25 protein-coding genes, 1 tRNA gene, 1 rRNA gene and 4 pseudogenes are annotated in these 24,588 nt (G+C 38.3%); 28 read left to right on the top strand and 3 right to left on the bottom strand.

Annotated features, from left to right (window positions below; all coding sequences use genetic code 11):
- Nucleotides 1–395 precede the first annotated feature (395 nt).
- The 11 genes and pseudogenes from JCM19034_RS15180 to JCM19034_RS15130 all read left to right on the top strand — a co-directional run bounded on the left by JCM19034_RS15180 (nt 396) and on the right by JCM19034_RS15130 (nt 10,770).
- On the top strand, nt 396–788 hold the full coding sequence (locus JCM19034_RS15180; protein ID WP_082394111.1) for an RNA polymerase sigma factor: 393 nt from the start codon (nt 396–398) through the stop codon (nt 786–788).
- Nucleotides 789–826: 38 nt separating this feature from the next.
- Nucleotides 827–1,816, top strand: coding sequence for a hypothetical protein (locus tag JCM19034_RS15175; protein ID WP_062051051.1), 990 nt, complete (start codon nt 827–829; stop codon nt 1,814–1,816).
- 124 nt (nt 1,817–1,940) lie between these two features.
- Nucleotides 1,941–2,945 (top strand): AEC family transporter, encoded by a 1,005-nt coding sequence (locus JCM19034_RS15170; RefSeq protein WP_062051049.1) that lies wholly within the window; start codon nt 1,941–1,943, stop codon nt 2,943–2,945.
- Nucleotides 2,946–3,086: 141 nt separating this feature from the next.
- A complete protein-coding gene (locus tag JCM19034_RS15165) occupies nt 3,087–4,244 on the top strand; it encodes a Gfo/Idh/MocA family protein (RefSeq protein WP_062051047.1) in 1,158 nt (385 codons plus the stop codon).
- Nucleotides 4,245–4,261: 17 nt separating this feature from the next.
- Nucleotides 4,262–5,333: pseudogene (locus JCM19034_RS15160) on the top strand (Gfo/Idh/MocA family protein).
- A 30-nt stretch (nt 5,334–5,363) separates the two neighbouring features.
- A complete protein-coding gene (locus tag JCM19034_RS15155; protein ID WP_062051045.1) occupies nt 5,364–6,188 on the top strand; it encodes an AraC family transcriptional regulator in 825 nt (274 codons plus the stop codon).
- A 22-nt stretch (nt 6,189–6,210) separates the two neighbouring features.
- Nucleotides 6,211–7,044 (top strand): sugar phosphate isomerase/epimerase, encoded by an 834-nt coding sequence (locus JCM19034_RS15150; RefSeq protein ID WP_062051043.1) that lies wholly within the window; start codon nt 6,211–6,213, stop codon nt 7,042–7,044.
- A gap of 568 nt (nt 7,045–7,612) precedes the next feature.
- A complete protein-coding gene (locus JCM19034_RS15145) occupies nt 7,613–8,230 on the top strand; it encodes a hypothetical protein (RefSeq protein ID WP_062051041.1) in 618 nt (205 codons plus the stop codon).
- 71 nt (nt 8,231–8,301) lie between these two features.
- On the top strand, nt 8,302–9,138 hold the full coding sequence (locus JCM19034_RS22365) for a hypothetical protein (RefSeq protein ID WP_062051039.1): 837 nt from the start codon (nt 8,302–8,304) through the stop codon (nt 9,136–9,138).
- On the top strand, nt 9,092–10,351 hold the full coding sequence (locus JCM19034_RS22360) for a hypothetical protein (RefSeq protein ID WP_062051037.1): 1,260 nt from the start codon (nt 9,092–9,094) through the stop codon (nt 10,349–10,351). Before JCM19034_RS22365 ends, JCM19034_RS22360 begins: the two co-directional genes overlap by 47 nt.
- Nucleotides 10,273–10,770: a hypothetical protein gene (locus JCM19034_RS15130; RefSeq protein ID WP_156324005.1), complete on the top strand. Its 498-nt coding sequence runs from the start codon at nt 10,273–10,275 to the stop codon at nt 10,768–10,770. Before JCM19034_RS22360 ends, JCM19034_RS15130 begins: the two co-directional genes overlap by 79 nt.
- Nucleotides 10,771–10,799: 29 nt before the next feature.
- Here the strand turns inward: JCM19034_RS15130 and moaC are convergent, their stop codons facing one another.
- Complete coding sequence (gene moaC, locus JCM19034_RS15125) at nt 10,800–11,312, bottom strand: cyclic pyranopterin monophosphate synthase MoaC (protein WP_062051032.1); 513 nt, start codon at nt 11,310–11,312, stop codon at nt 10,800–10,802.
- The gene (locus tag JCM19034_RS15120; RefSeq protein WP_062051030.1) at nt 11,305–11,886 is read right to left on the bottom strand and encodes a molybdenum cofactor guanylyltransferase; all 582 of its coding nucleotides are present in this window, start codon (nt 11,884–11,886) and stop codon (nt 11,305–11,307) included. The genes moaC and JCM19034_RS15120 overlap by 8 nt, the downstream gene beginning before the upstream one ends.
- A gap of 174 nt (nt 11,887–12,060) precedes the next feature.
- On the opposite strand from JCM19034_RS15120, the pseudogene glp reads away from it, so the two are divergent.
- The 15 genes and pseudogenes from glp (at nt 12,061) to JCM19034_RS22355 (ending at nt 21,586) form a co-directional block, all read left to right on the top strand.
- Nucleotides 12,061–13,292, top strand: a pseudogene (gene glp / locus JCM19034_RS15115) (gephyrin-like molybdotransferase Glp).
- Nucleotides 13,262–13,492, top strand: coding sequence for a molybdopterin-guanine dinucleotide biosynthesis protein B (locus tag JCM19034_RS24200; RefSeq protein ID WP_062051028.1), 231 nt, complete (start codon nt 13,262–13,264; stop codon nt 13,490–13,492). Before glp ends, JCM19034_RS24200 begins: the two are co-directional and overlap by 31 nt.
- A complete protein-coding gene (locus tag JCM19034_RS24195; RefSeq protein WP_062051026.1) occupies nt 13,489–13,776 on the top strand; it encodes a molybdopterin-guanine dinucleotide biosynthesis protein B in 288 nt (95 codons plus the stop codon). The genes JCM19034_RS24200 and JCM19034_RS24195 overlap by 4 nt, the downstream gene beginning before the upstream one ends.
- Nucleotides 13,773–14,246: a molybdenum cofactor biosynthesis protein MoaE gene (locus tag JCM19034_RS15100; RefSeq protein ID WP_062051024.1), complete on the top strand. Its 474-nt coding sequence runs from the start codon at nt 13,773–13,775 to the stop codon at nt 14,244–14,246. The genes JCM19034_RS24195 and JCM19034_RS15100 overlap by 4 nt, the downstream gene beginning before the upstream one ends.
- Nucleotides 14,239–14,471, top strand: a pseudogene (gene moaD, locus JCM19034_RS15095) (molybdopterin converting factor subunit 1). Before JCM19034_RS15100 ends, moaD begins: the two are co-directional and overlap by 8 nt.
- A gap of 332 nt (nt 14,472–14,803) precedes the next feature.
- Nucleotides 14,804–14,919: ribosomal RNA gene (gene rrf, locus JCM19034_RS15090) — 5S ribosomal RNA — on the top strand.
- A complete protein-coding gene (locus JCM19034_RS21885) occupies nt 14,911–15,084 on the top strand; it encodes a hypothetical protein (RefSeq protein WP_156324004.1) in 174 nt (57 codons plus the stop codon). The genes rrf and JCM19034_RS21885 overlap by 9 nt, the downstream gene beginning before the upstream one ends.
- Before the next feature lie 86 nt (nt 15,085–15,170).
- A tRNA-Met gene (locus tag JCM19034_RS15085) sits at nt 15,171–15,244 on the top strand.
- Between the two features lie 253 nt (nt 15,245–15,497).
- Nucleotides 15,498–16,487, top strand: a complete 990-nt coding sequence (thiL, locus tag JCM19034_RS15080; protein WP_062051022.1) for a thiamine-phosphate kinase — start codon at nt 15,498–15,500, stop codon at nt 16,485–16,487.
- A 6-nt stretch (nt 16,488–16,493) separates the two neighbouring features.
- Nucleotides 16,494–16,949: a tRNA (adenosine(37)-N6)-threonylcarbamoyltransferase complex ATPase subunit type 1 TsaE gene (gene tsaE, locus JCM19034_RS15075; RefSeq protein ID WP_062051020.1), complete on the top strand. Its 456-nt coding sequence runs from the start codon at nt 16,494–16,496 to the stop codon at nt 16,947–16,949.
- A 35-nt stretch (nt 16,950–16,984) separates the two neighbouring features.
- Nucleotides 16,985–17,651 (top strand): annotated as a pseudogene (gene tsaB / locus JCM19034_RS15070) (tRNA (adenosine(37)-N6)-threonylcarbamoyltransferase complex dimerization subunit type 1 TsaB).
- 1 nt (nt 17,652) lies between these two features.
- Nucleotides 17,653–18,123, top strand: a complete 471-nt coding sequence (rimI, locus tag JCM19034_RS15065) for a ribosomal protein S18-alanine N-acetyltransferase (protein ID WP_062051018.1) — start codon at nt 17,653–17,655, stop codon at nt 18,121–18,123.
- A complete protein-coding gene (gene tsaD, locus JCM19034_RS15060) occupies nt 18,110–19,129 on the top strand; it encodes a tRNA (adenosine(37)-N6)-threonylcarbamoyltransferase complex transferase subunit TsaD (RefSeq protein WP_062051016.1) in 1,020 nt (339 codons plus the stop codon). The genes rimI and tsaD overlap by 14 nt, the downstream gene beginning before the upstream one ends.
- Before the next feature lie 280 nt (nt 19,130–19,409).
- Nucleotides 19,410–21,278 (top strand): hypothetical protein, encoded by a 1,869-nt coding sequence (locus JCM19034_RS15055; protein ID WP_062051014.1) that lies wholly within the window; start codon nt 19,410–19,412, stop codon nt 21,276–21,278.
- A 71-nt stretch (nt 21,279–21,349) separates the two neighbouring features.
- A complete protein-coding gene (locus JCM19034_RS22355; protein ID WP_197276416.1) occupies nt 21,350–21,586 on the top strand; it encodes a hypothetical protein in 237 nt (78 codons plus the stop codon).
- Here JCM19034_RS22355 and JCM19034_RS15045 read toward each other — a convergent pair.
- Nucleotides 21,577–23,502, bottom strand: coding sequence for an ABC-F family ATP-binding cassette domain-containing protein (locus JCM19034_RS15045; protein ID WP_062051009.1), 1,926 nt, complete (start codon nt 23,500–23,502; stop codon nt 21,577–21,579). The two genes, JCM19034_RS22355 and JCM19034_RS15045, sit on opposite strands and share 10 nt — an antisense overlap.
- A gap of 244 nt (nt 23,503–23,746) precedes the next feature.
- On the opposite strand from JCM19034_RS15045, the gene JCM19034_RS15040 reads away from it, so the two are divergent.
- Both JCM19034_RS15040 and JCM19034_RS15035 read left to right on the top strand, forming a co-directional pair.
- Complete coding sequence (locus JCM19034_RS15040; RefSeq protein WP_062051007.1) at nt 23,747–24,382, top strand: redox-sensing transcriptional repressor Rex; 636 nt, start codon at nt 23,747–23,749, stop codon at nt 24,380–24,382.
- Between the two features lie 24 nt (nt 24,383–24,406).
- Nucleotides 24,407–24,580 (top strand): twin-arginine translocase TatA/TatE family subunit, encoded by a 174-nt coding sequence (locus JCM19034_RS15035; protein ID WP_062051005.1) that lies wholly within the window; start codon nt 24,407–24,409, stop codon nt 24,578–24,580.
- Nucleotides 24,581–24,588 lie beyond the last annotated feature (8 nt).

Genomic DNA, 24,588 nt, shown 5'->3' with positions numbered 1-24,588 from the left:
ATGTGCAAAAAAGGAAAGCAATAAGTTGGGCTAGGGAACAGTATTTAACGAAGCAAAACCATTCGTCTAAACTTAGGGGACACGTTGTGTTGTGTTTCTTTGGTGAATTTCAATGGAGCTTCTCTTTTCCGTGAAGACTACGAGTGTATTTAATTTGCATGAGTAAATTACAAATATTTAAAATTAGCAAATTATGATTTTATGAGGAATATGTAAAGAGAAAAAACAATTAAAGATTTACAAGAAAGCAATTTATATCGATTAGAAAAGTAAAAATTATTATGAAGTTAAGTGAACGTTTTTATGAAGTTAAGTGTTATATATGTAGAAGGAAAGGAGATAAAAGATGAAAAAAGAGAGATATTTGAACAATTTAAAGAAGATGTATTTAAAACATGTTTTATATGGTTAACAATTATCAAGATGCAGAGGATTTGACTCAAGATGTATTTATAAAAGCCTTTGAAAATGATATTACTCGTATCGAAAATATGAGGGCTTGGTTATTAAAGATTAGTGTTAACACTTCAAAGAATTACTTGAAAAAAAAGAATAGACTTAACTTGTTTGAAAATTTAACTCATCTAATCTCGAATCAAAATATTGAGAAAGAAATAAGTAACAATGAAACTAGAGATGAATTAGTTAGTTTAATTAATACGTTATCTCCTAAGTTAAGGGAAGCGATCATATTACGTTATGTCCATCAATTGAAAGTAGAGGAGATATCAAAAACATTAGGAATACCAGTTGGAACTGTCAAGTCTCGAATTCATAAAGAAAACTGACACTATTAAATTTGCTCGATTTATGGAGGCGAAGTTAGATGAAAATTGAAGAGATGATCAGAAAACATAAGATAAAGCATACACCTGATTATAATAAGATATGGAACGAGATATGTGAATATAGAAAGGTAAGTAAGAGAGGGTACTCATTTCCAAAGAAAATGGTTTTGGTCCCTTTATTAATGCTGGCAATGGTATTAGCCATTGGTTCGCATCCGATCGTGGCTCAGAAGTTACAGGAACTTCCTTACATAGGGTCAGTATTTAATTATTTAGGTGACGCTGGGATAAAGAAGGCATTAGATCAACATTTAGTTTTAGAAGAAAATGATGATTTGAAAATTATTGATTTAGTTGAGCAGCCAGAAATTATAAGTGCCTTAATGGATAGTAGTAAATTGTATGTCACTTTTATTCTTTCACAGGAAGATTATGAGGAGTTGAATAGTGAGGATTTAAATTTGATATTCAATAATGAAGAAATACAATTACTTGAATTTAGTTATGACATTTCTTATGAAGGTAGCAACAATTATATTGTTTATATGACAGGGAAGTTACCACTAAATTATACAAACGATGATGAAAGCTTTGTTACAATTGGCTACCAGGAAGGTGATAATATAACAGAGAAACATATAGTAAGACAAGTTGATAGTAACATTTATAAAATTGCTTTTAAAGAAGAAATTGATTCTCTAGGTTTAGTACATTTTCATTATGTTAACGTATCTCCTCTAGCGGTAGAATTAAGATTTAGAATTAATAGTAAAGAGGAAATAAATGAAAATAGTTTAAGTTTTGAAGTGTTCGATTCCGAGGGCAATTCCTTAGATCCTTTGTTTGATTTTTTGAATTCAAATGTACATCAAGCGAGAGGTGCTACTGAAACTTGGTATCAGTATAGTTATATTTTACGGTATACACCGACTGAACATACAAATTACATAAAAATTGTACCGCATTTGTATCAATCCCCTTTAGATGAAGTGATATTAGATTTAGATGACAATGACTTAATAGAGTAAACTTTTAACTTATAGGTATACAGAAAAGCAGGAGTGAAACCTGCTTTTTTTATTAATAATATATGAATTCGTGTTAGGCATTCTATCATTTCCCTTATAACCATGTTACCTTAATAGTAGCAAATTGATAGTCAACATTAAGGGAGAGCGTCATGATAGGAACTTTGTATTTGCGTTAGCTATTATTATTGTCGGTTTATTGTTTGGTAGAGTTTTAAGGGCTTTACTAGATAAGGGGCAGATAGAATCACCGAAGAAAATGCATACGATCTTAAAACAATGTACGATGACGGCATTATTGCTAGTCAATCCTATTATTATTTTAGGGGCGTTTTGGTTTGTCGAAATGGATGACATTCGTTTAATTTATATACCGATTTTGGGAGCATTAGCAATTTCTCTTGGTGGGGGATTAGCTTTATATACTGCTAAGCTTTTAAAACTAGATAGAAAAAAGCAAGGTTCGATGTTTGCATCTGGTACGTTCACGAATTTAGGGAGTTTTGGAGCGTTATTTTGTTTTGTCTTTTTAGGGGAGGCGAGCCTTGCTTTTGTGGCTCTTTTTCGTTTGTTCGAGGATCTGATTTATTATGCAGTGGGTTTTCCCGTCGCTCAATCATTTGGTGATCGCAAGCAAGAAGCGAGATCAGAATCCATGTGGGCGAGAGTGATTCGTAATCCGTTTTTTCTCGTAACGATTTTCGCAATTGTAACAGGAGCAGCATTAAACGTTTCTCCAATTGAGCGTCCAGATTTATATGCTGATTTAAATCGTGTATTAGTACCGATTTTTACGATTTTGCTAGTTGTTCCAACTGGATTCAATTTAAGAGTATCAAAGCTTAAGGGTTTTCTAAAAGAGAGTTTAACAGTAGCAAGCATAAAATATATAATTGTACCTGTTAGTATAACATTGCTCGCATTATTACTAGGTTTAAAAGAATATTATGAAGGGATCGCATTTAAAGCGATTCTAATTTTAGCTGCTATGCCTCCGGGATTTACTTCTTTAGTGCCTCCACAGCTTTTTAACTTAGATCAGGATTTAGCTAATTCAAGCTGGTTTATTAATACGGTTTTATTAATTGTCGTATTGCCAATTATATTTCTAGTTGTTGTGATTTTATAGAGAATACAGACTGATGATGCGAAACTCTCCATTGTAAACAGCAATTATATATAAATCATTGGGCGAATTGAATAACGATATGGAAGTAAGAAAGGTCTTCATTTATTACGATTGTAGTAATAAATGAAAGGAGTGCTGTTGATGGAGAAGGTTCGAATTGGTCTTATTGGAATCGGGTCAATGGGATCCGCTCATGCGATGTGTTTATATCGGAATGAAATAAAAGGTGCAGAGCTACGGGCGGTTTATGACGTGAATGAAACACGACGACAATGGTCGAAAGAAAATCTAAAAGAAGTAAACGTTTATGACGATGAACATGCATTTTTTTCAGCGGAGGATATTGATGCTGTCTTGATTGCAACACCACATTATGATCATCCTAGATTAGCAGTTAAGGCGTTTGAATGCAAGAAGCATGTGCTATGTGAAAAGCCGGCAGGTGTATATACGAAACAAGTGAGAGAAATGAACGAACTTAGTCAAGAAAAACAAGTTGTCTTTTCGATGATGTACAATCAACGGACAAATCCACTATATATAAAGATCCGTGATATGATTCAATCAGGAGAACTTGGAGAGATCAAGCGTGTCAATTGGATTATTACTAACTGGTATCGATCACAAAGCTATTACGATTCGAGTAGTTGGCGGGCAACATGGAAAGGTGAAGGTGGAGGGGTGTTGATAAATCAGTGTCCTCATCAGCTTGATTTATGGCAATGGATAACGGGGCTTGTACCAGCAAAAATCCGTGCCTTCTGTCACTTTGGAAAACATCGTAACATTGAAGTAGAAGACGAAGTTACCGCTTATGTTGAACATGAAAATGGAGCGACGGGAGTTTTTATTACAACAACAGGAGAGGCACCGGGGACGAACCGTCTTGAAATTGCAGGCGATCGCGGGAAAATCGTTGTTGAGAATGATCGTTTATCATTTTGGCGTTTACGCATTCCAGAGAGAGATTTTAATCAGCAATATCAAGGGGGCTTTGGTAGTCCTGAATGTTGGAGATGTGAAGTCCCAGTTGTAGGGATAGAGCTTGGTCATAAAGGTATCACCCAGAACTTTGTTGATGCGATTTTAACCGGTGAAAAATTAATTGCACCAGGAGTAGAAGGGATTAATGGTTTAATTATGTCCAATGCCATGCAACTGTCAACATGGACTGATAGTTGGGTGTCGCTCCCACTTGATGAAGAGCTTTATTATGACCATTTACAAGATAAAATCAAAAACTCTACCGTTGTTAAAAGAGATTCTATGAAAATGTTAAATGTCGATGGAACTCATTAGAAAAGGTGGCGATAGCTATGAGTAGACGAAATGGGATGAATTATGCACCGAAAGGTAAGAGTGCTCCCGTTGTTGGGCAAAATGAATTTATATTTTCGGCAATCGGCTTGGATCATGGTCATATTTATGGAATGTGTAATGGGCTCATTGAGGCTGGAGCGACGTTAAAGTCCGTTTATGATAGTGATCAACAAAAAGTTGCAGCATTTTTGAAAGCGTTTCCTGATGTTTTGGCTGCATCTTCGGATGAAGAAGTGTTAAATGACCCTGACGTTCATTTAGTTGCAGGGGCAGCGATTCCTTCGTTACGTTGTGATCTTGGTATTAGGACGATGGAGCATGGGAAAGATTATTTTACCGATAAAGCTCCTTTTACAACATTAGAGCAGTTGGTGCGTGCGAAAGAGACTGTTAAGAGAACTGGTCAGAAATATATGGTTTATTATAGTGAGCGTATTCACGTTGAAAGTGCGGTTTATGCTGGACAGTTAATACAAAATGGAGAGATTGGGCGAGTGATACAAGTGACAGGCTTTGGTCCACATCGGTTATCTGCCTCTATGAGACCGGATTGGTTTTTTCAAAAGCAATATTATGGTGGAATTCTTTGTGACATCGGAAGTCATCAAATTGAGCAATTTTTATATTATGCCGGTTGTAAAGATGCACAAGTGTTGCATAGTAAAGTAGCAAATTATGGTGCGAAAGAATATCCAGAGCTAGAGGATTATGGTGATGCTACGTTAGTTGGTGATAATGGTGCTACTAATTATTTCAGAGTTGATTGGCATACCCCTGATGGATTAGGTACATGGGAGATGCCGAACCTTTATTCTTGGGACAAAAGGATATATTGAGTTACGGAAGTACACCGATATCGCTCGAAGCAATGATAGTGACCACCTGTATTTAGTAAATAGTGAAGGTGAGCGTTATGTTTCTCTGAAAGGGGAAGTAGGGTTTCCTTTCTTTGGTCAATTAATAGAAGATTGTTTAAATCGTTCGGAAAAGGCTATGACACAAGAACATGCATTTAAGGCTGCTGAGCTTTGTTTAATAGCCCAAGATAAAGCAATAAAAGTCGAGTAATGTGTTGTGATGAAAAGGAGGCTACTTACCATGCAAAATTATATTGATATCGGTTATTTGCAAAAGGAAAAAGTAGATATTCCTTTTCATTCACATCCAGACTATGAAATCTTTTATTTTCATAGTGGACGCTGTAATTATTTAATTGGTGATCGCATATACGTGCTAGAACCAGGAGATGTCCTATTAATGAATGGGATGACGCTACATCGTCCTAAGCTGTTTGAGCATGAAGAATATGTTCGAACAACAATGCATTTTGACCGATATTACGTCGAACAAATATTACATTCAATGAATAGAAAAGATTTACTTGAGCCTTTTACAGAATTGAAGTCAATTCGTATTCATTTAGGTGGGCACGATAAAATTAAATTTGAAGAGCTGCTGCGGAAAATGAATGATCATTTTCATGGGGGAAATTCTATTTCTCAGTTCCGGTTTGAAGTACAATTATTAGATTTGCTAGCCTTTTTGTATCCGTTTTGTATACAATTTTTAAAGGATGACCCATTTATTTATAGTCAGAAAGAACACCATGTACAGCGTGTTATCTCATATATTGAAGAACATTATACAGAGCATCTGCAATTAGAGCATATTGTGGACGAATTACATGTTAGTAAATATTATCTTGCCAATGTATTTAAGGAAGTGACAGGCATTACGATTTTTAATTATTTGAATCAGCGGAGAATTAATCAAGCAAAAATTGAGTTCATGCTTGAGGGGGATGTTAGTGTAACGGATCTCGCTTACCAATTAGGGTTTAAATATCCATCGCACTTTAGTAAAGTTTTTAAAAAATTAACTGGTGAAACACCTGAACAATACAAAAAAAGCTTTTTAAACTAACGTAAAGGTTGGGATTGGTAAAATGAAATATTCTATTTTTTCAGTTATGACCCCCGATTGGACGCCAGAGGAATTGCTTAAGAACATGAGCGAGCAAGGCTATACGGCAGTTGAATGGCGATACAAAAGTATGGATCCAGAGCTAAAGTCAGCCGAACCAAGCTTTTGGGGGAATAACCGTTGTACGATTACACCGGATATGTCCGACCAGGATCTTAGTAAGCTACGGCAAAATGCAATGAACTTGCAAATTTCAACATTAAGTATTAATGCTTATTTAAGATGTGGAGATTTAAAAGAAACAGAGAATGTCTTAAAAGTTGCTAATAAGCTTGGAGCAGATATGATTCGATTAGGTGTACCGTCTTTTGATGGTCGTCAACATTATCATGATTTATTTAAAGAGGCTCGCCATTATATTGGCGAGGCAGAAATGCTTTGTAAACAATATGGAGTAAAAGGATTGATTGAAACCCATCATGGTACAATTGCTCCCAGTGCCTCGTTAGCCTTACGATTAGTAGAGGGTTGTAATCCAAGTCATATTGGCGTATTATATGATCCCGGTAATTTAGTTCATGAAGGCTATGAGAACCATAAACTCGCACTACAGCTTCTTGGTGAGTATTTAGCTCACGTTCATGTGAAAAATGCAAAATGGATCATGAATGAACAGAGATGGCATGTTGAGTGGGAACGGGTAGAACAAGGCGTAATTTGTTGGGAGCAAGTATTACGTAATTTAACAGAGGTTGGTTATACTGGTTACTTAGGAATAGAAGACTTTAGTAGAGCCTTTCCATCGGAACAAGCACTAGAATTCCATCTATCTTTTTTGAAGCAATTAGGTGGATAGATTCACCATGAAAGTAGATAGATTAATTTTTCGAAGAATCCGGAACATAACTAATATGAACAACGATAAGACGAATAACTTCATGTTCAAAAAGCTAATAAATAAAAAAGTCCGAACGAATTCAACATTCTACGCTAGAATTTTGAATCATGGTTCGGATTTTTCTTTCGTTGAAATCTTTTGTCCCAGTCTAATTTTGGTTTATGAATACAAGAACAATTAGTAGATGTATAGAAACATAGTGACTAAAATCAGACTAGCCGTACAAAAGAGGTGATGATGTTCGCAAAGTTTTTTATCGCTGTGCTGCCATGATATTGAATATCGTATATCGGACAAACTCAAAGATTCTCTCAACCATTACTTTCGTTACATACGTTACCCGAAATAATGTAGTAAAATATACACATATCTATTATCTAGTTTTATATTTTTACTAAAAAAAGAAAAAGAGGGAGTGAAAAAATACCTAACAGATTATAGTTTTGCTTGAGAAAGGGATGCATACGCTATCTTTTCTTAAAAAAGAGTTCTAACTGATCATTAAATTTATTTAAGGAGGTGTCCTATGAAGAAACGATCCATTCTATATATTGGAGCCATTATAAGTTTTCTTTTCATCATAATATTTTACTTTCAAGATGGAAGTAAGGTAGAGGTAGTGTTAGAAGGGCAAGAACATACTGTTCGTGCTGCGGAAAGCCCTGACGATGTTGATGAGGTATCTTCTACTAACGATCTATACTTAACACGAACGATTGGCGATGTAACTCTTATTCGTGAAGAAGAAGAAATTTCAATAACGGACGATACTAGTCTTATGGTTTCTGATCGTATAATTACTGGTTCAAATTCGTCAGTTGAAATGATTGTGAACGTAGATGAATCTGTTTTGATAGGGGCTAATACGGAAATTATTTTAACGAGTATTGAAAAAGTCAATGACAGAATAAATGTTAGCATGAAGCAACTTAGTGGGTTCGCCTTTCATATGGGAGAACATGATGATTATTCAATTGAATTAGGAAGTCATACAGTTTACGCAGAAGGGACGTATTTTGCCACTTTTATTGATCCCGATACATTTTTAGTAGGGGTTACGACGTTCTCAGGTGTTGTAGGGGTACGTCAACCAAATGCAGATGTTTCATTTGAGGAAAGACGAATATACCCATTTCAGGATTAACCATTGATTCAAATGCAAATGAAGAGAGCATTTATGCCCATGGGGATATAGATTTTGATAGTTTAATTGACATGATCGATGCATATGTTGTTGAAGCTATAATTAGAAATAAAGAGCAAATTGATGAAGAAAATAGAAGCTTTCTTCAAGAGTTAGAAGAAAATATAGGTCTACGAGATGAATTAGGACTTGATTCTGATTCGATCACCTTGCTTCAAGAGAACCTAGATAAGTTAGTTTCGCAATTTGTTGCTAGGGCGATTAATGAAAATATAGTTTCAAGTGAGCAAGTAGAGGATTGGATTAATGAAATAAAAAGGGTTAACTCTAATATTATTGATCTCGACTTTAACGAAGTAACTCCGTTTAACCCCGTTTATAATAAGCGAGAAGAAACACTAGCACACAAGCAAGAGAGAAGAGATCAACAGCGAAGGCAAGAAGTACAAGATCGAAATCAAGAATTGATGGACAGAATACAACAGCAGAAAGAAGAGCGAGAGAGAGAAAATCTACAGAGAGCACAGGAGGTTCAAGAACGGGCATTACAATCACACCTTGATCGTTTGTCAGAAGAAGAACGAAACAGATTTCAGCAGGAACGTGAAAGACCAAGGCGACCAGAACCACCACAATCAAAGCCAGAAGAACCAAGGCGACCAGAACCACTACAATCAAAGCCAGAAGAACCAAGGCGACCAGAACCACCACAATCAAAGCCAGAAGAACCAAGGCGACCAGAACCACTACAACCGCAACCAGAAAAACAGCCAGAGGAAGAAAAACAGCCAGAGGAAGAAAAACAACGTGAGGAAGAACGACAGCGTGAGGAAGAACGACAACGTGAGGAAGAACGTCAGCGTGAGGAAGAACGACAACGCGAGGGGCGAGGAAGAGAGACAGCGTGAGGAAGAGAGGCAGCGTGAGGAAGAGAGACAGCGTGAGGAAGAGAGGCAGCGTGAGGAAGAGAGACAGCGTGAGGAAGAACGACAACGCGAGGAAGAGAGACAGCGAGAGTTAGAGGAGCAGGAAAGGTTGGCTCGTTGGGATACAACGGCAACGGAATTGTTGCATTTGACTAATCAATATGTCTATTTGCGTGAGGGAGAACGACAAATTGATTTGACAGATTTGTTTACTTATTATGATATCATTTCTTTTGGAGCTATTAGTGATAACGGTGAAGTAGTTGAGGCACATATTCATGAATACTTTTTATCGCTTGTGCCAAAGGCAGATGGTGAAGTGAGTATCGTTTTCACACTTCAACAAGATGGTGAACGATTTGACCATACATTTGACGTCACTGTTGAAGGACGACCACAGGTGAAACCAGGTGAACTGCATTTTGAAGACAGTAGTCCATTGCATGGCTTTTTAGCTGGTGATGTTTACTTTACCCGTGCTGACAATGAGCAAAATGTTACAGCTTATGTCTTATATTGGGCTGATGGAAACCAGCAAAAGCTTGCTGATCCGCTTGTGATCATAGAGAAGGACGCAGAATTAGTGTATACGTTTGAGGAAGATACGAAAATACCTGAAGGGGCGAGAGGATTCGTTGTCTTTGCTAAAAATGAATGGGGAGAAGCTGATTCAAGTCAGTTTTTCGCGTTTGTTGACAACAGTCAACCGTTTTTGTCGCATCCATTACCTGATATAACGTTAATGGAACACTCTTCTATGGAATTCAATTTAAGTGAGTACTTTCGCAATGAATACGACGAGCCTATTACAGGAGAGGGACGCTATCAGTTTGAACTAGAATACGATGAACAATTAGGTGTTATGTTTGATATTTACGGCTCGTATATAATTATGGATGCATACGGAGAGCCGGGGTCGTTTGAGTTAACAATTCATGTGATGAATCAAGACACCAATGAACGAGTGTTGTCGACAACTATCAATGTACAAGTTGAGCCTCCGGAAGCACCAGATTCACCGCAATCGGCTTATTTTAGTAAACAGGATCAAGATCCGATAATCGGGCAAATATCAGGGCTGAATTATCATTTGAACGTGCACAAGATGAGACAAACGTGGCAGGGTATAGGCTGTATTGGACTGATCAGTTTGGCGAAATACGACAATATTATCGAACTCAATCAGTTGAATTAGACCCAACATTTGATTTTGCTGAAATGACTGAAATCCCTGAAGGAGCAACGCATTTGCTCGTTGTAGCAGTAGATTATAATGGGGTCGAGTCTACTGATGGAGCTCTCGTCGCAATAGATGATCTAGGAATGTACCACTTTGAACTCGAAGATATAACAATGGGTTTTGATGATGCAATGGAATTTTCCTATTTCATTAGTGATGCAAGTGACAACAATGTCAATATCGTTGATGCTTGGATAGAGATGGATGATTGGTCAGCACTTTATGTAGAGATCGGCCCAGGCTATATGTATTTACAAACATGGGGTGAGGCACAAGTCGGTGATCTCATTACTGTAGAAGTCATTGTATATGTACGAACATCAGATCAAGAAAGCACGATGTTAAAGAAACAGTTCACAGTAGAGATCGAGTAAATTTATTTGAAGAAGCTCAACCCTTTCAGTTATGGGTTGAGCTTTTTTGCAGCTTCGTGTTTTTCTAAGTTAAAATCGCCATTTTTCCCACCAGTTTTAGAAATTAGTTTCGTTTCTTTAATGATAATCGCTTTATCAACTGCTTTACACATGTCATAGAAGGTAAGGGCGGCTGCGGATACGGCTGTTAGTGCTTCCATTTCAACACCTGTATTTCCTTTGCAGGAAACAGTGGCTTCTATGATAAGCTGATAACCTTCCTCCGCTTCTTCGTATTGAAATGTAAAATCAACGCCTTGTATTGGAATCGTGTGACACATTGGGATAATATCAGCGGTCTTTTTAGTGGCCATAATTCCCGCAATTTGAGCGACTTGAATTGGATCCCCTTTTTTCAGTTGCTGCTGCACGATCGCTTCGTATAGCTCTTCACTAAAATGTACGCGGCAGCGAGCTACTGCTGTTCGTTTTGTTTCCTCTTTTTTTGATATATCGACCATTTTAGGTCTTCCTTCTTCGTTCCAATGGGAAAATTCACTCATTGTTGTATTCACTCCATTCAGCTTGTGTATTCATATTAACAAAATCGCGGTACGTACAGTCAAAGGAAATCCGTTGAACAGGGAATTGCTCAAGTAAAGGTTTCATGCTTCTTTGTTCCATAAGGACCAACCTTTTGATGATCGGTAAACAAGAAATAGGATATAGGCTATGTAGTGGCTGATCATATTCTTTTGAAACAGGCAAGAGGATTGAAGGCTCCTTCTTTCGATATGAGAGTAAGCGTCGTACGAATGCTGCTGTTACAAAGGGGGTATCAGCAGGTAAAATGAAAAACCATTTAGCTTCGTTGTACACAGTCATCGCATTATATAGGGCATAAAGTGGACCCTGGAAAGGAATGTCTTCAATGAATAGAGAAGTATGCTCGTCTTTTATATGAAAACGTTTAGCTAGTTTAGCATTTGTCACAATTGTTACCGTTTGTACGCCCCCTTTTTTAAATGCATCGATTGAATGCTGATAAAATGGTTTACCTTTATAGTATTCAAACATTTTCGCTTTTCCATAGCGAGAAGACTTTCCACCGGCTAAAATCAAACCGTTAACGTCCATATTTCTCACACTCTCTTTATCATGGTTGTCTCTTTATGCTAGAATAAGTCTATTCAATTATTATCATAACATTTTGACATTATAAATACACAAATCCAAGTATATTAGAATGGAGTGAGTGGATTGGTTGAGAGGCGAACACCGATTCAAGTTAGTGATGCTGTAGAAAGAGTCATGAAGTTCTCATTAGAGAAGTTAACAGAACGTGTCAAACTCGATCAATCAATCGGGCGTTTTTTAGCAGAGGACTTAATTGCCACACATGATGTACCTTCCTTTGACCGATCACCGTATGATGGATATGCGATTCGCTCGACTGATACAAGTCAAGCATCCAATGAGGCACCTGTTTCATTTGATGTTGTCGGGCATATTGGAGCAGGATTTGTTTTCGATGATGTGGTGCAGTCACAGCAAGCGGTGCGGATCATGACAGGGGCCCCGATTCCAAAAGGCTGTGATGCAGTTATTATGCTAGAACTTGTGTCAGAACGACCAAATAATAAAATTGAGATAAAGAGGAAAGTAAAAAAGCATGAAAACATTTCTTTCCAAGGTGAAGATACAAAAAAAGGAACCATATTAGTTGAAAAAGGAACACAAATTAATCCTGGAATAGTCGCACTTCTAGCGACGTTTGGCTATAGTGAAGTTACTGTCGCAAAAAAAGTGCAAGTTGGTGTTATGGCCACAGGAAGTGAGTTACTTGATGTCGACGAAGAGCTAGTACCAGGTAAAATCCGAAATAGCAATACGCATATGGTAATGGCACAAATTAAACGAGCGGGTGGAGAAGCTATATATTTTGGTAAATTGGCTGATCAGTTTGACATGTGTTATGAAGCGATCGCTCAGGCGTTGGATAAGGTTGATGTGCTTATTACAACAGGTGGTGTTTCAGTAGGAGATTTTGATTATATACCAGACATTTTAAAAAAACTTGAGGCAAACATTCTCTTTAATAAAATTGCAATGAGACCTGGCAGTGTAACGACAGTAGCAACATTGCCACAAGGGAAAATAATATACGGTTTATCAGGCAATCCTTCTGCTTGTTACGTCGGTTTTGAGTTATTTGTTCGTCCGATTCTAAGAAAAGCTTTCTTCAGTGCGAAGCCTCATTTAAGAAGAGTAAAGGCAACCTTACGTGTTGATTTCCCAAAGCCGAATCCATTTATGCGTTTAGTCCGATCACAGCTTGTATTCGATGAGGACTCTTTGTATGTTGAGCCGTCAGGTATTGATAAGTCAGGAATCGTTAGTTCCTTTCTGGAGCGGATGCTCTCATGCTCTTACCAGGTGGAACGAGGGGATATGAACGTGGAATGAGTGTAGATGTGTTATTGATAGAGGATCAAATAGGAAGTGAATGGCCTTGGAAGCAAATAGTAGCGTCTTACAAATAGTAGGGTATTCTAATAGTGGAAAAACGACTTTAATAGAAAAGGTCATTAATCAATGTACGAAAGAACTTGGCTGGAATGTTGCAACGATTAAGCATCATGGGCATCAAGGAGATCCTCTTTTTTCAGTAAACAGTAAGGATAGTGATAGGCATTTAAAAGCAGGAGCGAGGCTGACAGCTGTAGAAGGAGGGGAGAGATGATCCTCCATGTAGCTAAGCATGTTGAAAGGCTGTCGAATACGATCAAATTAATAGAAAGGTTCGACCCAAATTTGATATTAGTAGAAGGATATAAAGACGAAGCCTTTCCAAAGATTGTGCTGGTGAAGGAAGAAAAAGACCGTCAACTGCTAGATCGTTGTAAAAATGTGATTGCCGTTGTGACTTGGCTACAACCGTTTAAAGCAGCAGTTCCTGTTTTTTCAATAACTAATGAACAACAATATCTATCTTATATTATCAATCAAGTAAGGGGGCTAACATGAGACAGGAAATGTTTGAAATTTGCAAAGAACGACTTTCTGTAGAGGAGTTAGTCGCAAAGGTAACACGCCGGGAATGTGGAGCCATCGCAACGTTTATCGGGACCGTTAGGGAATTTACACAAGGTAAACAGACGTTACAATTAGAATATCAAGCTTATGAATCGATGGCTGTTAAGAAATTACAACAAATCGGTCAAGAGGTAGAAGAAAAATGGCCAGGGGCGACGATTGCAATCTCACATCGTGTTGGTCTGTTGGAAATTTCGGATATCGCTGTAATTATTGCTGTATCGACACCCCACCGAAAGGCAGCATATGAGGCGAATGCATATGCGATGGAACGAATTAAGGAAATGGTTCCTATTTGGAAAAAGGAATACTGGCATGATGGGACAAAGTGGATCGGCGATCAATCCGGGAAAACGCCATATCCTTTAGGTAAGCCTAGTGGGGGTGAAATGGATGATTAAGGTTTTATTGTTTGCTCAGTTGCAAGAAGAAAGTGGTCAGCATGAATTAACAATTGAACGATCTAATATAACAGTGTCGGAACTAAAAGAACAACTAACGAACGAGTTTGCACTACCCTCTATAGAGAGTGCGATGGTTGCTATTAATGAAGAATTTGCAAATGAACAGGTAACAGTGAAGGCGGGAGATACTGTAGCTTTATTCCACCGGTTAGTGGTGGGTAGCAAAAAGGTGTTTCAATGGGATATTGTCAAAGGTAGACCTCAGAAATGGAGAATTGCTTACACGATGTATAAAAACCAAAGTAATCGGTAAACCTATTAAAGAAATCGTCATTTGCAGGTTTGGAATAAAGTGTTAGTGAGACCTGCTGTATCCATCGGCAAGATTCCCCCCACTTGTCGATGGGTTGTTTAATTTGAGGTGAATTACGGGGTTAGATTGCTTACGAATACTTACTAGCAATATAAATATTTAAGAAAAATCATTTAAATAAGAAAAACACTTGCAAATAATAAATACACATGGTATATTAGATATTGCTTGTTAGAGATAGTCTGGTGGCGATAGCGAAGAGGTCACACCCGTTCCCATGCCGAACACGGTCGTTAAGCTCTTCAGCGCCGATGGTAGTTGGGGGCTTCCCCCTGTGAGAGTAGGACGTTGCCGGGCTATTTTGAAAAGCAAAATGTACGTCGAGTAACATCGACGCATGATAGCATCAATGAAAAGCGAGAAGAGGAGATGTCCTCACCGAAGCAAAAGCAACATCTAATTACTTTAGAACGACGCGGGGTGGAGCAACGAGCCCTACATCGTCGAAAAAGCTTCGAGTAACATCGACGCATGATAGCATCAATGAAAAGCGAGAAGAGGAGATGTCCTCACCGAAGCAAAAGCAACATCTAATTACTTTAGAACGACGCGGGGTGGAGCAGTCTGGTAGCTCGTCGGGCTCATAACCCGAAGGTCGATGGTTCAAATCCATCCCCCGCAATACCGCAAAAAGCCGAAACGTATATGTTTCGGCTTTTTTTAAAAGTATAAGAAAGTAATACTTCTCCGCAGAAGTGAACACTAGCTAGGAGTCACAGAGGAGTATGTAGATCCGATGAATAATGTTGTACACGATACACATTTTGTTGAAAGAACCCCACTTTAAAGCTTAAATTCAAACCTTTGTAATGGATGCACACGATGCTTTTATTACAAACTCGCTTAGTGTTTTTCTAATTGATGGGAGTGGTATAATGAAAGACGAATTTGAATTTATCGCCTCTATTACCCCACATAAAACAGGACAATCTTCACTTGTGAAAGGGATTGGAGATGACGCGGCTGTTTATCGTGGTTCCGAACAATATGAAGAAGTCATTTGTGTTGATACGATGGTAGAGGGCGTGCATTTTCGCCGTGACACATTAACTCCTTATCAAATCGGCAAAAAAGTATTAGCAGTCAATGTCAGTGATCTTGCTGCGATGGGAGCAATTCCTACCTACTATCTTGTTTCAGTTGCTGCTTCAGCTGATTGGAATCAAGAAGAACTTCAGCAGGTTTATGAGGGGATGTCAGAATTAGCTGGAACATATGGGATGGATTTAATAGGGGGAGATACCGTTTCGACACCTGACACACTTGTATTAACCGTTACTGTAATCGGAAGAGTGGAGCGGAATCGAGCATTATATCGGGACACAGCACGGCCTGGAGATATCGTATTTCTAACTGGATGTGCTGGGCTTTCAGCAGCTGGTTTGGATTTATTGTTTGAAAAAGGGCTGAACGGTGTTTTTTCAGAAGATGAAAAACAACTGGTTAGAGCACATCAAGAACCGCTTCCACATGTCAAACAAGGCCGGATTTTAAGTCGTATCGGTGCAAGAGTAGCATTAAATGATGTTAGTGATGGCGTGGCAAGTGAAGCGAATGAAATAGCAGAAGCGAGTGGGGTTAAAATACATATTGATGAAATGTCTATTCCGATTGATAAAGCGATGTTGCACTACTCACGTAAGAAGCAGTTGAACTATACGTTTTTTGGCGGAGAGGACTTTATTTTAATAGGAACGATAGGGGAAGAAGATTTTAAAATTGTAAAGGAAGCATATATGGAACAAGAATTGACGATCACGAAAATTGGACATGTTCTTGAAGGGGAAGGCGTCTATTTGCAAGAAGAAGGGAAATTAACAAAGCTTGAAAAAAAAGGGTATAACCATTTTCAAAAGCGTGGGTGAAGTTTGATGGATAAATGGTCAACACGAACAGTTGCACCGGAAGAAACGAGTGAATTGGCAGAAAAGCTTGGAAAGCTTGTACAATCTGGAGATGTTATTACGTTAGAAGGGGATTTAGGTGCCGGCAAAACAAGCTTTACAAAGGGATTAGCCAAGGGTCTGGGAGTGAGACGAATGGTGAATAGCCCGACCTTTACAATTATGAAGCAATATAAGGGAAGAATTCCGTTATATCATATCGATGCTTACCGATTAGAAGATGAATTCGAAGACCTCGGCTTTGAAGATTATTTTTATGGGGACGGTGTGACGGTGATTGAATGGCCGTCGATGATAGAAGCACAACTACCAGAGGACCGATTAAAGATCACCATTGATTATATGGGTGAAACAGAGCGGCTCATTTCAATAGAAGGAACAGGCCCGCGTTCGAGTGAGTTAAGTAAGGAGCTTTCAGTATGACAAGAATATTAGCAATTGATACATCCTCATATGTGATGGGGGTCGCTGTAACAGAAGACAATATCGTCCGTGGAGAAATGATAACGAATATAAAAAAAATCACTCATTACGTCTAATGCCTGCGATTACTAAATTGATGAATGAAGTAGGAATCCAGCCTAATCAACTTGACAGAGTTGTTGTAGCAAATGGTCCTGGTTCTTATACGGGTGTACGTATTGGAGTGACAACAGCGAAAACATTGGCATGGTCATTACAAATTCCCGTTGTAGGAGTATCGAGTTTAGCCTTAATGGCTCAAGCTGGTCGACTGTTCCATGGAGAAATCGTACCTTTAGTCGATGCAAGACGGGGACAAGTCTATACGGCTTATATTCGTTTCAAAATGGGGTCGGTGTGACAGTTAAAGAGGACCGTTTAGTAATGCTAGATGAATGGCTAAGCGAATTGTCTAACCGCAAGCAATCGATTATGGTTATTGGACAAGATGCTGAGCTCCACCGTGAAGGGATTGTAGAGGTATTAGGAGATCAGGTCGTATTTGCCCCAGCGACATTAACGCTACCACGGCCTTCCGAATTAGCGTTTTTAGGGAAGGAAATCGAGATTTATCAAGATGTACATGAATTAACTCCAAATTATATTCAATTAGCTGAAGCGGAAGCGAAATGGATACAGGCTCAGAAAGAAAAGAGCGAGTGAAATGATTGACCAAGAAGAAAAGTATACATTTAGATTTATGACAGTCGATGATCTTGAAGATGTTATGAAAGTGGAACGAGATGCGTTTACCACCCCGTGGGAACCAGCGATTTTCCTACAAGAGCTTACGTCTAATCAATTTGCTCATTATATTGTTTATGAAGAGGATGGGCATATTTTCGGTTATTGTGGGATGTGGGTTATTATGGAGGAGGCTCAAATTACGAACTTTGGTATCCATTCGAGTCATCGGGGGCAAGGACATGGGGAAAAACTATTGCGCTATGTACTTGCCTTTCTTCGCCACTTAGGTGTTAGCAAGGTTTCATTAGAAGTAAGAGTATCAAATTATGTAGCTCAGCAATTATATAAGAAGGTTGGTTTCCAAAAAGGCGGTATTAGGAAAAACTATTATGCGGATAATCAGGAAGACGCATTAGTGATGTGGGTGGAATTAGATGAAGATGGATGAATTAATATTAGCAATTGAAACAAGCTGTGATGAAACGTCAGCAGCTGTTGTGAAAAACGGACGTCATATATTAAGTAATGTCGTTTCATCACAAGTAGAAAGTCATAAGCGTTTTGGTGGAGTTGTTCCTGAAATTGCATCAAGGCATCATGTTGAACAAATTACCATTATTATCGAAGAGGCGATGGATAAAGCAAATGTTTCCTTTAACGATTTAGCGGCTGTTGCTGTAACAGAAGGGCCAGGGCTTGTTGGAGCGTTATTAATTGGTGTTCATGCAGCGAAGGCCATTGCATTTGCTCATCAGTTACCGTTAATAGGTGTCCATCATATTGCAGGTCATATTTATGCTAACCAACTTATATTGGATTCGTTACAGTATCCTGCATTGGCTCTTGTTGTTTCTGGAGGACATACAGAGCTCGTCTATTTAAAGGAATACGGCTCATTTGAAATAATTGGAGAAACACGTGATGATGCGGTCGGTGAAGCATATGATAAAGTGGCTCGTACGATTGGGTTGCCTTATCCAGGTGGACCACATATTGATCGTCTTGCTCAAGAAGGAGAAGCAACTATTTCATTACCGAGAGCATGGTTAGAAACTGACTCGTATGATTTTAGCTTTAGTGGATTGAAATCAGCAGTTATTAACACGGTCCACAATTATAAACAGCGGAATGAAAATTTGCCGATACAAGATTTGGCGGCAAGCTTTCAAGCAAGTGTGATTGATGTATTAGTTAATAAAACAGAGCGAGCCGCACTAGCATATGATGTAAGACAAGTGCTGCTAGCCGGTGGAGTGGCAGCAAATAAAGGTTTAAGAGCAGCTTTAACAGAGGGAATGGCTCAGCATCATATCGATGTGATCATTCCTCCATTGAATTTATGCACAGATAATGCTGCAATGATTGCTGCTGCAGCAAACATTAAATTAAAGAAAAAACAATTTTCAGACTATGATTTAAATGGCAATCCCGGCATTGATTTAGAACAATGGTAATTAGTATAAGATAACACTTACTGGAGAAGATAATTCCAGTAAGTGTTTTTTATATATGCTACTAGATGCAGGGGATAACTTATACACATGAAATGTGGATAATGTGGAAAAGCCTCTAAAACCCTATTATAGTAAGTGTTACTGTGTTACTAATTTTTCTGTCAAAAATTGTGGATAATGTGTATAAGTTAAAATAACCTATATATACCTTTAGTTTTTCTGTGGATAAACCTGTTAGTAATGTGGATAGTATCTTGAAATTTCTTGGGGATGAGTTGCTATGTGGAGAAAATGGCTTGTACTTTGTTTGATCTGGTTAATACTATTTCAACCACTCACAGGATATACACAATCAGTTGGGCACGCAAATCATATTGTCGTTATCGTTGTTCCTGGCCTCTCGTTTTTAGAAGTGGATATCCTGATAGATACGGAAGAAGAGTTATGGGAGAAGGCAGCTATGGCGGCGATGAATGTTCGACCAGAAGGTCCTTATTCCTATTTAAATAATATGGTTACAATAGGGGCGGGGAGAAAAGCGGTAGGTGTACAAGATTGGAACAGCTATGAAGATACCGAATATATAAATAGTTATCAAGCGAATGATTGGATGTACCAATTATCTGGGCATTCGTGCTCTAATTGTTTAGTCCATCCATTATTCCACCGGCTTGTTGATAAAAATCGAAAGACAAGCTACAAAGCGATTCCGGGGCTCTTCGGTCAGTGGTTAGAGGATAATGATATAAAAACACAAGTATATGGCAATAGTGATACCGACCTAGAACAAGTTCGTTATGCATCAATGTTAACGATGAATATGAAAGGTTATACAACTGGAGAACTGATAGCACCGATTATAGAGGATCAAAAGGCTCCATTTAGTAAGTCGATGAATCAATCGTATCTAATAGATAAAGTGACTACATATGAGGGAAATCAAACGTTTACGGTCATTGAATGGGGTGACCTTCATCGGCTATTTTCAATGAAACCGCAAATGGAACGTTCACACTTTACTGAGCAGTTGAATCGATCCTTAAAGTCACTAAGTCAATTTGTGAAAGCCGTCGTTAATGATGAGAATGAAGTTTGGCTTTTTTCCCCGATGATGCATCAGGAAGCTTATGACTTAAAGTATCAGTTGGCACCTTTATTTTATTGGTCCAGCCAGAACGGAGGAACACTAACATCAGAAACAACGAGACAAAACTATTTAGTCTCAAGTGTCGACTTACTACCAACTTGGGTTAAATCCTTTAATGGTGCACCTGATATGAATTGGATTGGACAGCCAATTAAAATAGTGGAAAATGAACATGTGGATAAACAGAATGTTCTCAACCGTGTGGAAGAAATAGTGCTTATTTATAAGCATCGTGCCGCTGTTATCTCCATTTACGTTACGATACTCGTGATGGCCCTAATCGTTTCGGCAATCTTCGGGTGGATGAAGCCTAAGAGAAAAGTGGTTTGGCAAGCTTGGAATCGTGTGTTGTTACTTGCATCCTTACTATCACCTTTCTGGTTTTTATTGCTAACGCCAATCGTAAAGGCTTTAGGTGTCATCGGTTTTGTCATTGGATTAACAGCTATCACCTTTTTGTCAGGATGGTTTCTTGAACGGTTTAGCAAAAATCCAATTCCTATTATCGGTGGTTTGACTGCAGCAATCATTGCGATTGACCTTTATTTAGGTACACCACTTATGCATAGATCCTTTTTAGGCTATGATCCAATCATAGGGGCAAGGTATTATGGAATTGGTAATGAATATGTAGGAGTCTTTATGATTGCGGTTATCATGTTATTGAGCCCACTTTTAAAGAAAAAGAGCTACCTTGTATTGATCTATATTGGAGTGATAGCACTATTTTCTTTTGTCTTATTAGGAAATCATTCACTTGGAACGAATGCTGGTGCTGCTCTGTCTTGTGCGATTGCCTTCAGTTTTCTCATAATCAAATTCTTAAACGTACGAATTCGAAAAAGGCTGATTCTTATTGTCGGTTTGTTTGCTGCTGTCGGTTTGCTCGGATTGTTTTTTTACAAAAAGGTGAGCAAACTCATATTGGGATGGCATTTGAGAGGGTATTTGCTGGAGATTGGATTTATATTACTGATACAATCGTCCGAAAGCTACAAATGAATATGAAATTAATTAGACATTCTAAATGGACTCAATTATTCGTAACAAGTTATATACTTGTGGTAATCATTTTGTGGATTAAACAAATCCAGCTTCCCGATGAGGAAAAGCGGTTGTTTTTACAAACTGGAGTTGTTGCATCTGTAGCTTTATGTGTGTTAAATGATTCAGGAGTAGTCGCAGCTGCGATATCAATGTTTGCTGTTGTCTCAACACATTACTACTGGTTATCACAGAATCAGGATTTAGAAAGGAAAAAAACGAAGCCGTACGCGTGTAGTGGCTTCGTTTTTCCTTGTCAATCTTGAAGCTGTTCCCATTCATCCATTAGAGCTTCGAGTTGATCATTGCCGTTGTCAATTTGTTCTTGAATTTCTTGAGCACGTTCGTGATTTGAATAGATCTCTGGATCACATAGAGCTTCTTCATTTGCTGCTATTAGTGCCTCGGTCTCTTCCATTTGTCGTTCAATTTCGGCAATTCGCCGTGTTCGTTGGCGTTCACGTTTCTTTTGTTCTTTATCTAACTCATAAGCTTGTTTATCTTTTTGTGCTGGTAGGGCTTCTTGAGACTTTTGATCTCGTTCAATTAAAAGTTCTCGTTGCTTCGTTTCCTCTTTTTTCTCAACATAGTAATCATAATCACCTAGATAATCAGTAATGACACCATTTTCTAATTCAGCCATCCGGGTAGCTATGCGGTTAAGGAAGTAGCGATCATGAGATACAAATAATAACGTTCCTGGGTAATCGATTAAGGCATTTTCCAGTACTTCCTTTGCATCAAGATCAAGATGGTTAGTTGGCTCATCGAGAATAAGGAAATTAGCCTTCTCCATCATTAGCTTTGCTAAGGCAAGTCTTGCTTTTTCGCCTCCACTTAATGTTGAAACGGGCTTTAGTACATCATCACCACTAAATAAGAAGTTGCCTAAGACGGTTCGAATCTCTTTTTCTGGGAGGAGAGGATGTTCGTCCCACAATTCTTGGAGAACGAGTTTATTAGATTTCAAATTGGCTTGTTCTTGGTCATAATAGCCAACCTTAACATTACTCCCAAGTCGAATCGTTCCTTGCTGCTTAAGGAGTTTACCAATAATCGCCTTTAGTAATGTAGACTTTCCCGCTCCATTAGGTCCAATTAATGCTACACTCTCTCCACGATTAATAGCTAGTTTAAGCTGACTGAAGATAGTCGTTTCGTTATAAGCAACAGTTAAATTATCAACACGAAGAACTTCATTGCCGCTTTGGCGCTCGATCTCAAATGAGAAGGAAGCGGATTTTTCAGAACCTGTTGGACGATCAAGCTTGTCCATACGCTCCAATTGTTTTCTACGACTTTGAGCGCGTTTGGTCGTAGAAGCACGGGCGAGATTACGTTGAACAAAATCCTCAAGCTTTGCGATTTCGCTTTGCTGTCTTTCGAATTGTTTTAAATCTAGTTCATATTGCTTCGCTTTTTCCTCTAAATACGCACTATAGTTGCCTGTATATTTTCGTGAATAAGTTCTTGAAATTTCAACGATTTGCGTAACGATTCGATCAAGAAAGTAACGGTCATGGGAAACAATTAAGATTGCTCCTTTGTATCCAGACAAGTAATTTTCTAGCCACGTTAATGTCTCAATATCTAAATGGTTTGTTGGTTCATCCAATATGAGAAGGTCAGGTTTTGTTAAGAGGAGCTTCGCAAGTGCGAGTCTAGTCTTTTGTCCTCCTGATAAGTTGGAGATTTTCGTTGAGTAATCAAATTCTGCGAAATTCATTCCAGCTAACACGCTGCGAATATCAGATTCATATTGAAAACCACCCTTATCTTTAAATTCTAACTGCTTTTCGTCATATTCTTTAAGGAGTTTATCGTATAGGGAGGGGGTTTCAAAATATTCTGGATTAGCCATTTTCTCCTCTATTGAACGAATTTGCTTTTCTAGTTGTTGCAATGGTTTAAAAACAGATAACATTTCGTCCCATATCGATAATTGTGATTCTAACCCTGTATCTTGAGCTAAATAACCAATCTCGACCCCTTTTGGTTTCATTAGATCACCACTATCATATGATAGCTGTCCGGCGATGATTTTAAGTAATGTTGATTTTCCTGCTCCATTTCGACCAACAAGACCTACCCGATCGCCTGTTTGAATTTCTAGTTTAATTGCTGATAATATCGGCTCGGCACCGAATGATTTAGTAAGGTTGTTGCATTGTAAAATAATCATTTGAACTATTCCTACTCTCATCTATCATAATTAGCTTTTTATCTAATAAGGAATGTGTTCACATGCTTCATTTTATTTAGGGTTAAAATCTTGCAGGAACACGATTTATTGCTTCAATTATAAGTGTAACGTAGAATGAATCTTTCAACAACTTATTGAACAACGCTGCAAACGAATGACAAGCAATTGTGAAATAGTGTACAATAACAAAGTAACAATTTGAATGATGAAAGGGAGGCTTGAAATGAATTCGGATCATACAAAAATTCCGCAAGCAACAGCAAAACGTCTCCCGCTTTACTACCGCTTTCTTGAAAATTTGCAATCATCAGGCAAACAACGTGTTTCGTCAACGGAATTAAGTGAGGCTGTGAAAGTAGATTCTGCGACGATTCGTCGAGATTTTTCTTATTTTGGTGCACTTGGTAAGAAGGGATATGGCTATAATGTCAATTACTTGCTGTCCTTTTTCCGAAAGACGCTAGATCAAGATGAGGTAACAAAGGTTATGTTAGTTGGGGTCGGTAATTTAGGTACGGCTTTTTTACATTATAATTTCTCTAAAAATAATAATACACAAATTGTCACGGCATTTGATGTGGACGCTTCAAAAATTGGTACTGAGGTGGGCGGTGTAACGATACGCCACCTTGACGAAATGAAAAACATTGATCCAAACGAAATTTCTGTCGCGATTTTGACTGTTCCAGTTTCAGTTGCACAGAAAATGGCGGATCAGTTAGTTGAAATTGGTATACAGGGAATATTAAACTTTACACCAGCACGTTTAGATGTACCAAGTTCTGTTCGCGTGCACCATATTGATCTTTCTGTTGAATTACAAGCATTGGTTTATTTTTTAAAACATTATCCTGTATAATGGGATGGACAAGGAGGTGTACCTATGGGAGGATTAGGTGCAGGTAGTATTGTATTAATTGCGATAGTCGCTTTGCTCATCTTTGGCCCGAAGAAGTTACCTGAGCTTGGAAAAGCAGCAGGAAATACGTTGCGTGAGTTTAAGAATGCGACAAAGGGACTTGCTGATGAAGATGATAATAAGAAAAAAAATGACTAAGCCTAGTA

This window comes from Bacillus sp. JCM 19034 (genome assembly GCF_001310635.1).
Taxonomy (GTDB): Bacteria; Bacillota; Bacilli; order Bacillales; family Bacillaceae_D; genus Halalkalibacter.
This window is presented reverse-complemented; position numbering and strand designations above follow the sequence as displayed.

Bases quoted from the DNA above. Each gene is read 5' to 3' on its own strand.
- JCM19034_RS15180 (WP_082394111.1), top strand. From the start codon at position 396: ATGTTTTATATGGTTAACAATTATCAAGATGCAGAGGATTTGACTCAA.
- JCM19034_RS15175 (WP_062051051.1), top strand. From the start codon at position 827: ATGAAAATTGAAGAGATGATCAGAAAACATAAGATAAAGCATACACCT.
- JCM19034_RS15165 (WP_062051047.1), top strand. From the start codon at position 3,087: ATGGAGAAGGTTCGAATTGGTCTTATTGGAATCGGGTCAATGGGATCC.
- JCM19034_RS15155 (WP_062051045.1), top strand. From the start codon at position 5,364: ATGCAAAATTATATTGATATCGGTTATTTGCAAAAGGAAAAAGTAGAT.
- JCM19034_RS15150 (WP_062051043.1), top strand. From the start codon at position 6,211: ATGAAATATTCTATTTTTTCAGTTATGACCCCCGATTGGACGCCAGAG.
- JCM19034_RS15145 (WP_062051041.1), top strand. From the start codon at position 7,613: ATGAAGAAACGATCCATTCTATATATTGGAGCCATTATAAGTTTTCTT.
- JCM19034_RS22365 (WP_062051039.1), top strand. From the start codon at position 8,302: ATGATCGATGCATATGTTGTTGAAGCTATAATTAGAAATAAAGAGCAA.
- moaC (WP_062051032.1), bottom strand. From the start codon at position 11,312: ATGAGTGAATTTTCCCATTGGAACGAAGAAGGAAGACCTAAAATGGTC.
- JCM19034_RS15120 (WP_062051030.1), bottom strand. From the start codon at position 11,886: ATGGACGTTAACGGTTTGATTTTAGCCGGTGGAAAGTCTTCTCGCTAT.
- JCM19034_RS24195 (WP_062051026.1), top strand. From the start codon at position 13,489: ATGATCCTCCATGTAGCTAAGCATGTTGAAAGGCTGTCGAATACGATC.
- JCM19034_RS15100 (WP_062051024.1), top strand. From the start codon at position 13,773: ATGAGACAGGAAATGTTTGAAATTTGCAAAGAACGACTTTCTGTAGAG.
- thiL (WP_062051022.1), top strand. From the start codon at position 15,498: ATGAAAGACGAATTTGAATTTATCGCCTCTATTACCCCACATAAAACA.
- tsaE (WP_062051020.1), top strand. From the start codon at position 16,494: ATGGATAAATGGTCAACACGAACAGTTGCACCGGAAGAAACGAGTGAA.
- rimI (WP_062051018.1), top strand. From the start codon at position 17,653: ATGATTGACCAAGAAGAAAAGTATACATTTAGATTTATGACAGTCGAT.
- tsaD (WP_062051016.1), top strand. From the start codon at position 18,110: ATGAAGATGGATGAATTAATATTAGCAATTGAAACAAGCTGTGATGAA.
- JCM19034_RS15055 (WP_062051014.1), top strand. From the start codon at position 19,410: ATGTGGAGAAAATGGCTTGTACTTTGTTTGATCTGGTTAATACTATTT.
- JCM19034_RS15045 (WP_062051009.1), bottom strand. From the start codon at position 23,502: ATGATTATTTTACAATGCAACAACCTTACTAAATCATTCGGTGCCGAG.
- JCM19034_RS15040 (WP_062051007.1), top strand. From the start codon at position 23,747: ATGAATTCGGATCATACAAAAATTCCGCAAGCAACAGCAAAACGTCTC.
- JCM19034_RS15035 (WP_062051005.1), top strand. From the start codon at position 24,407: ATGGGAGGATTAGGTGCAGGTAGTATTGTATTAATTGCGATAGTCGCT.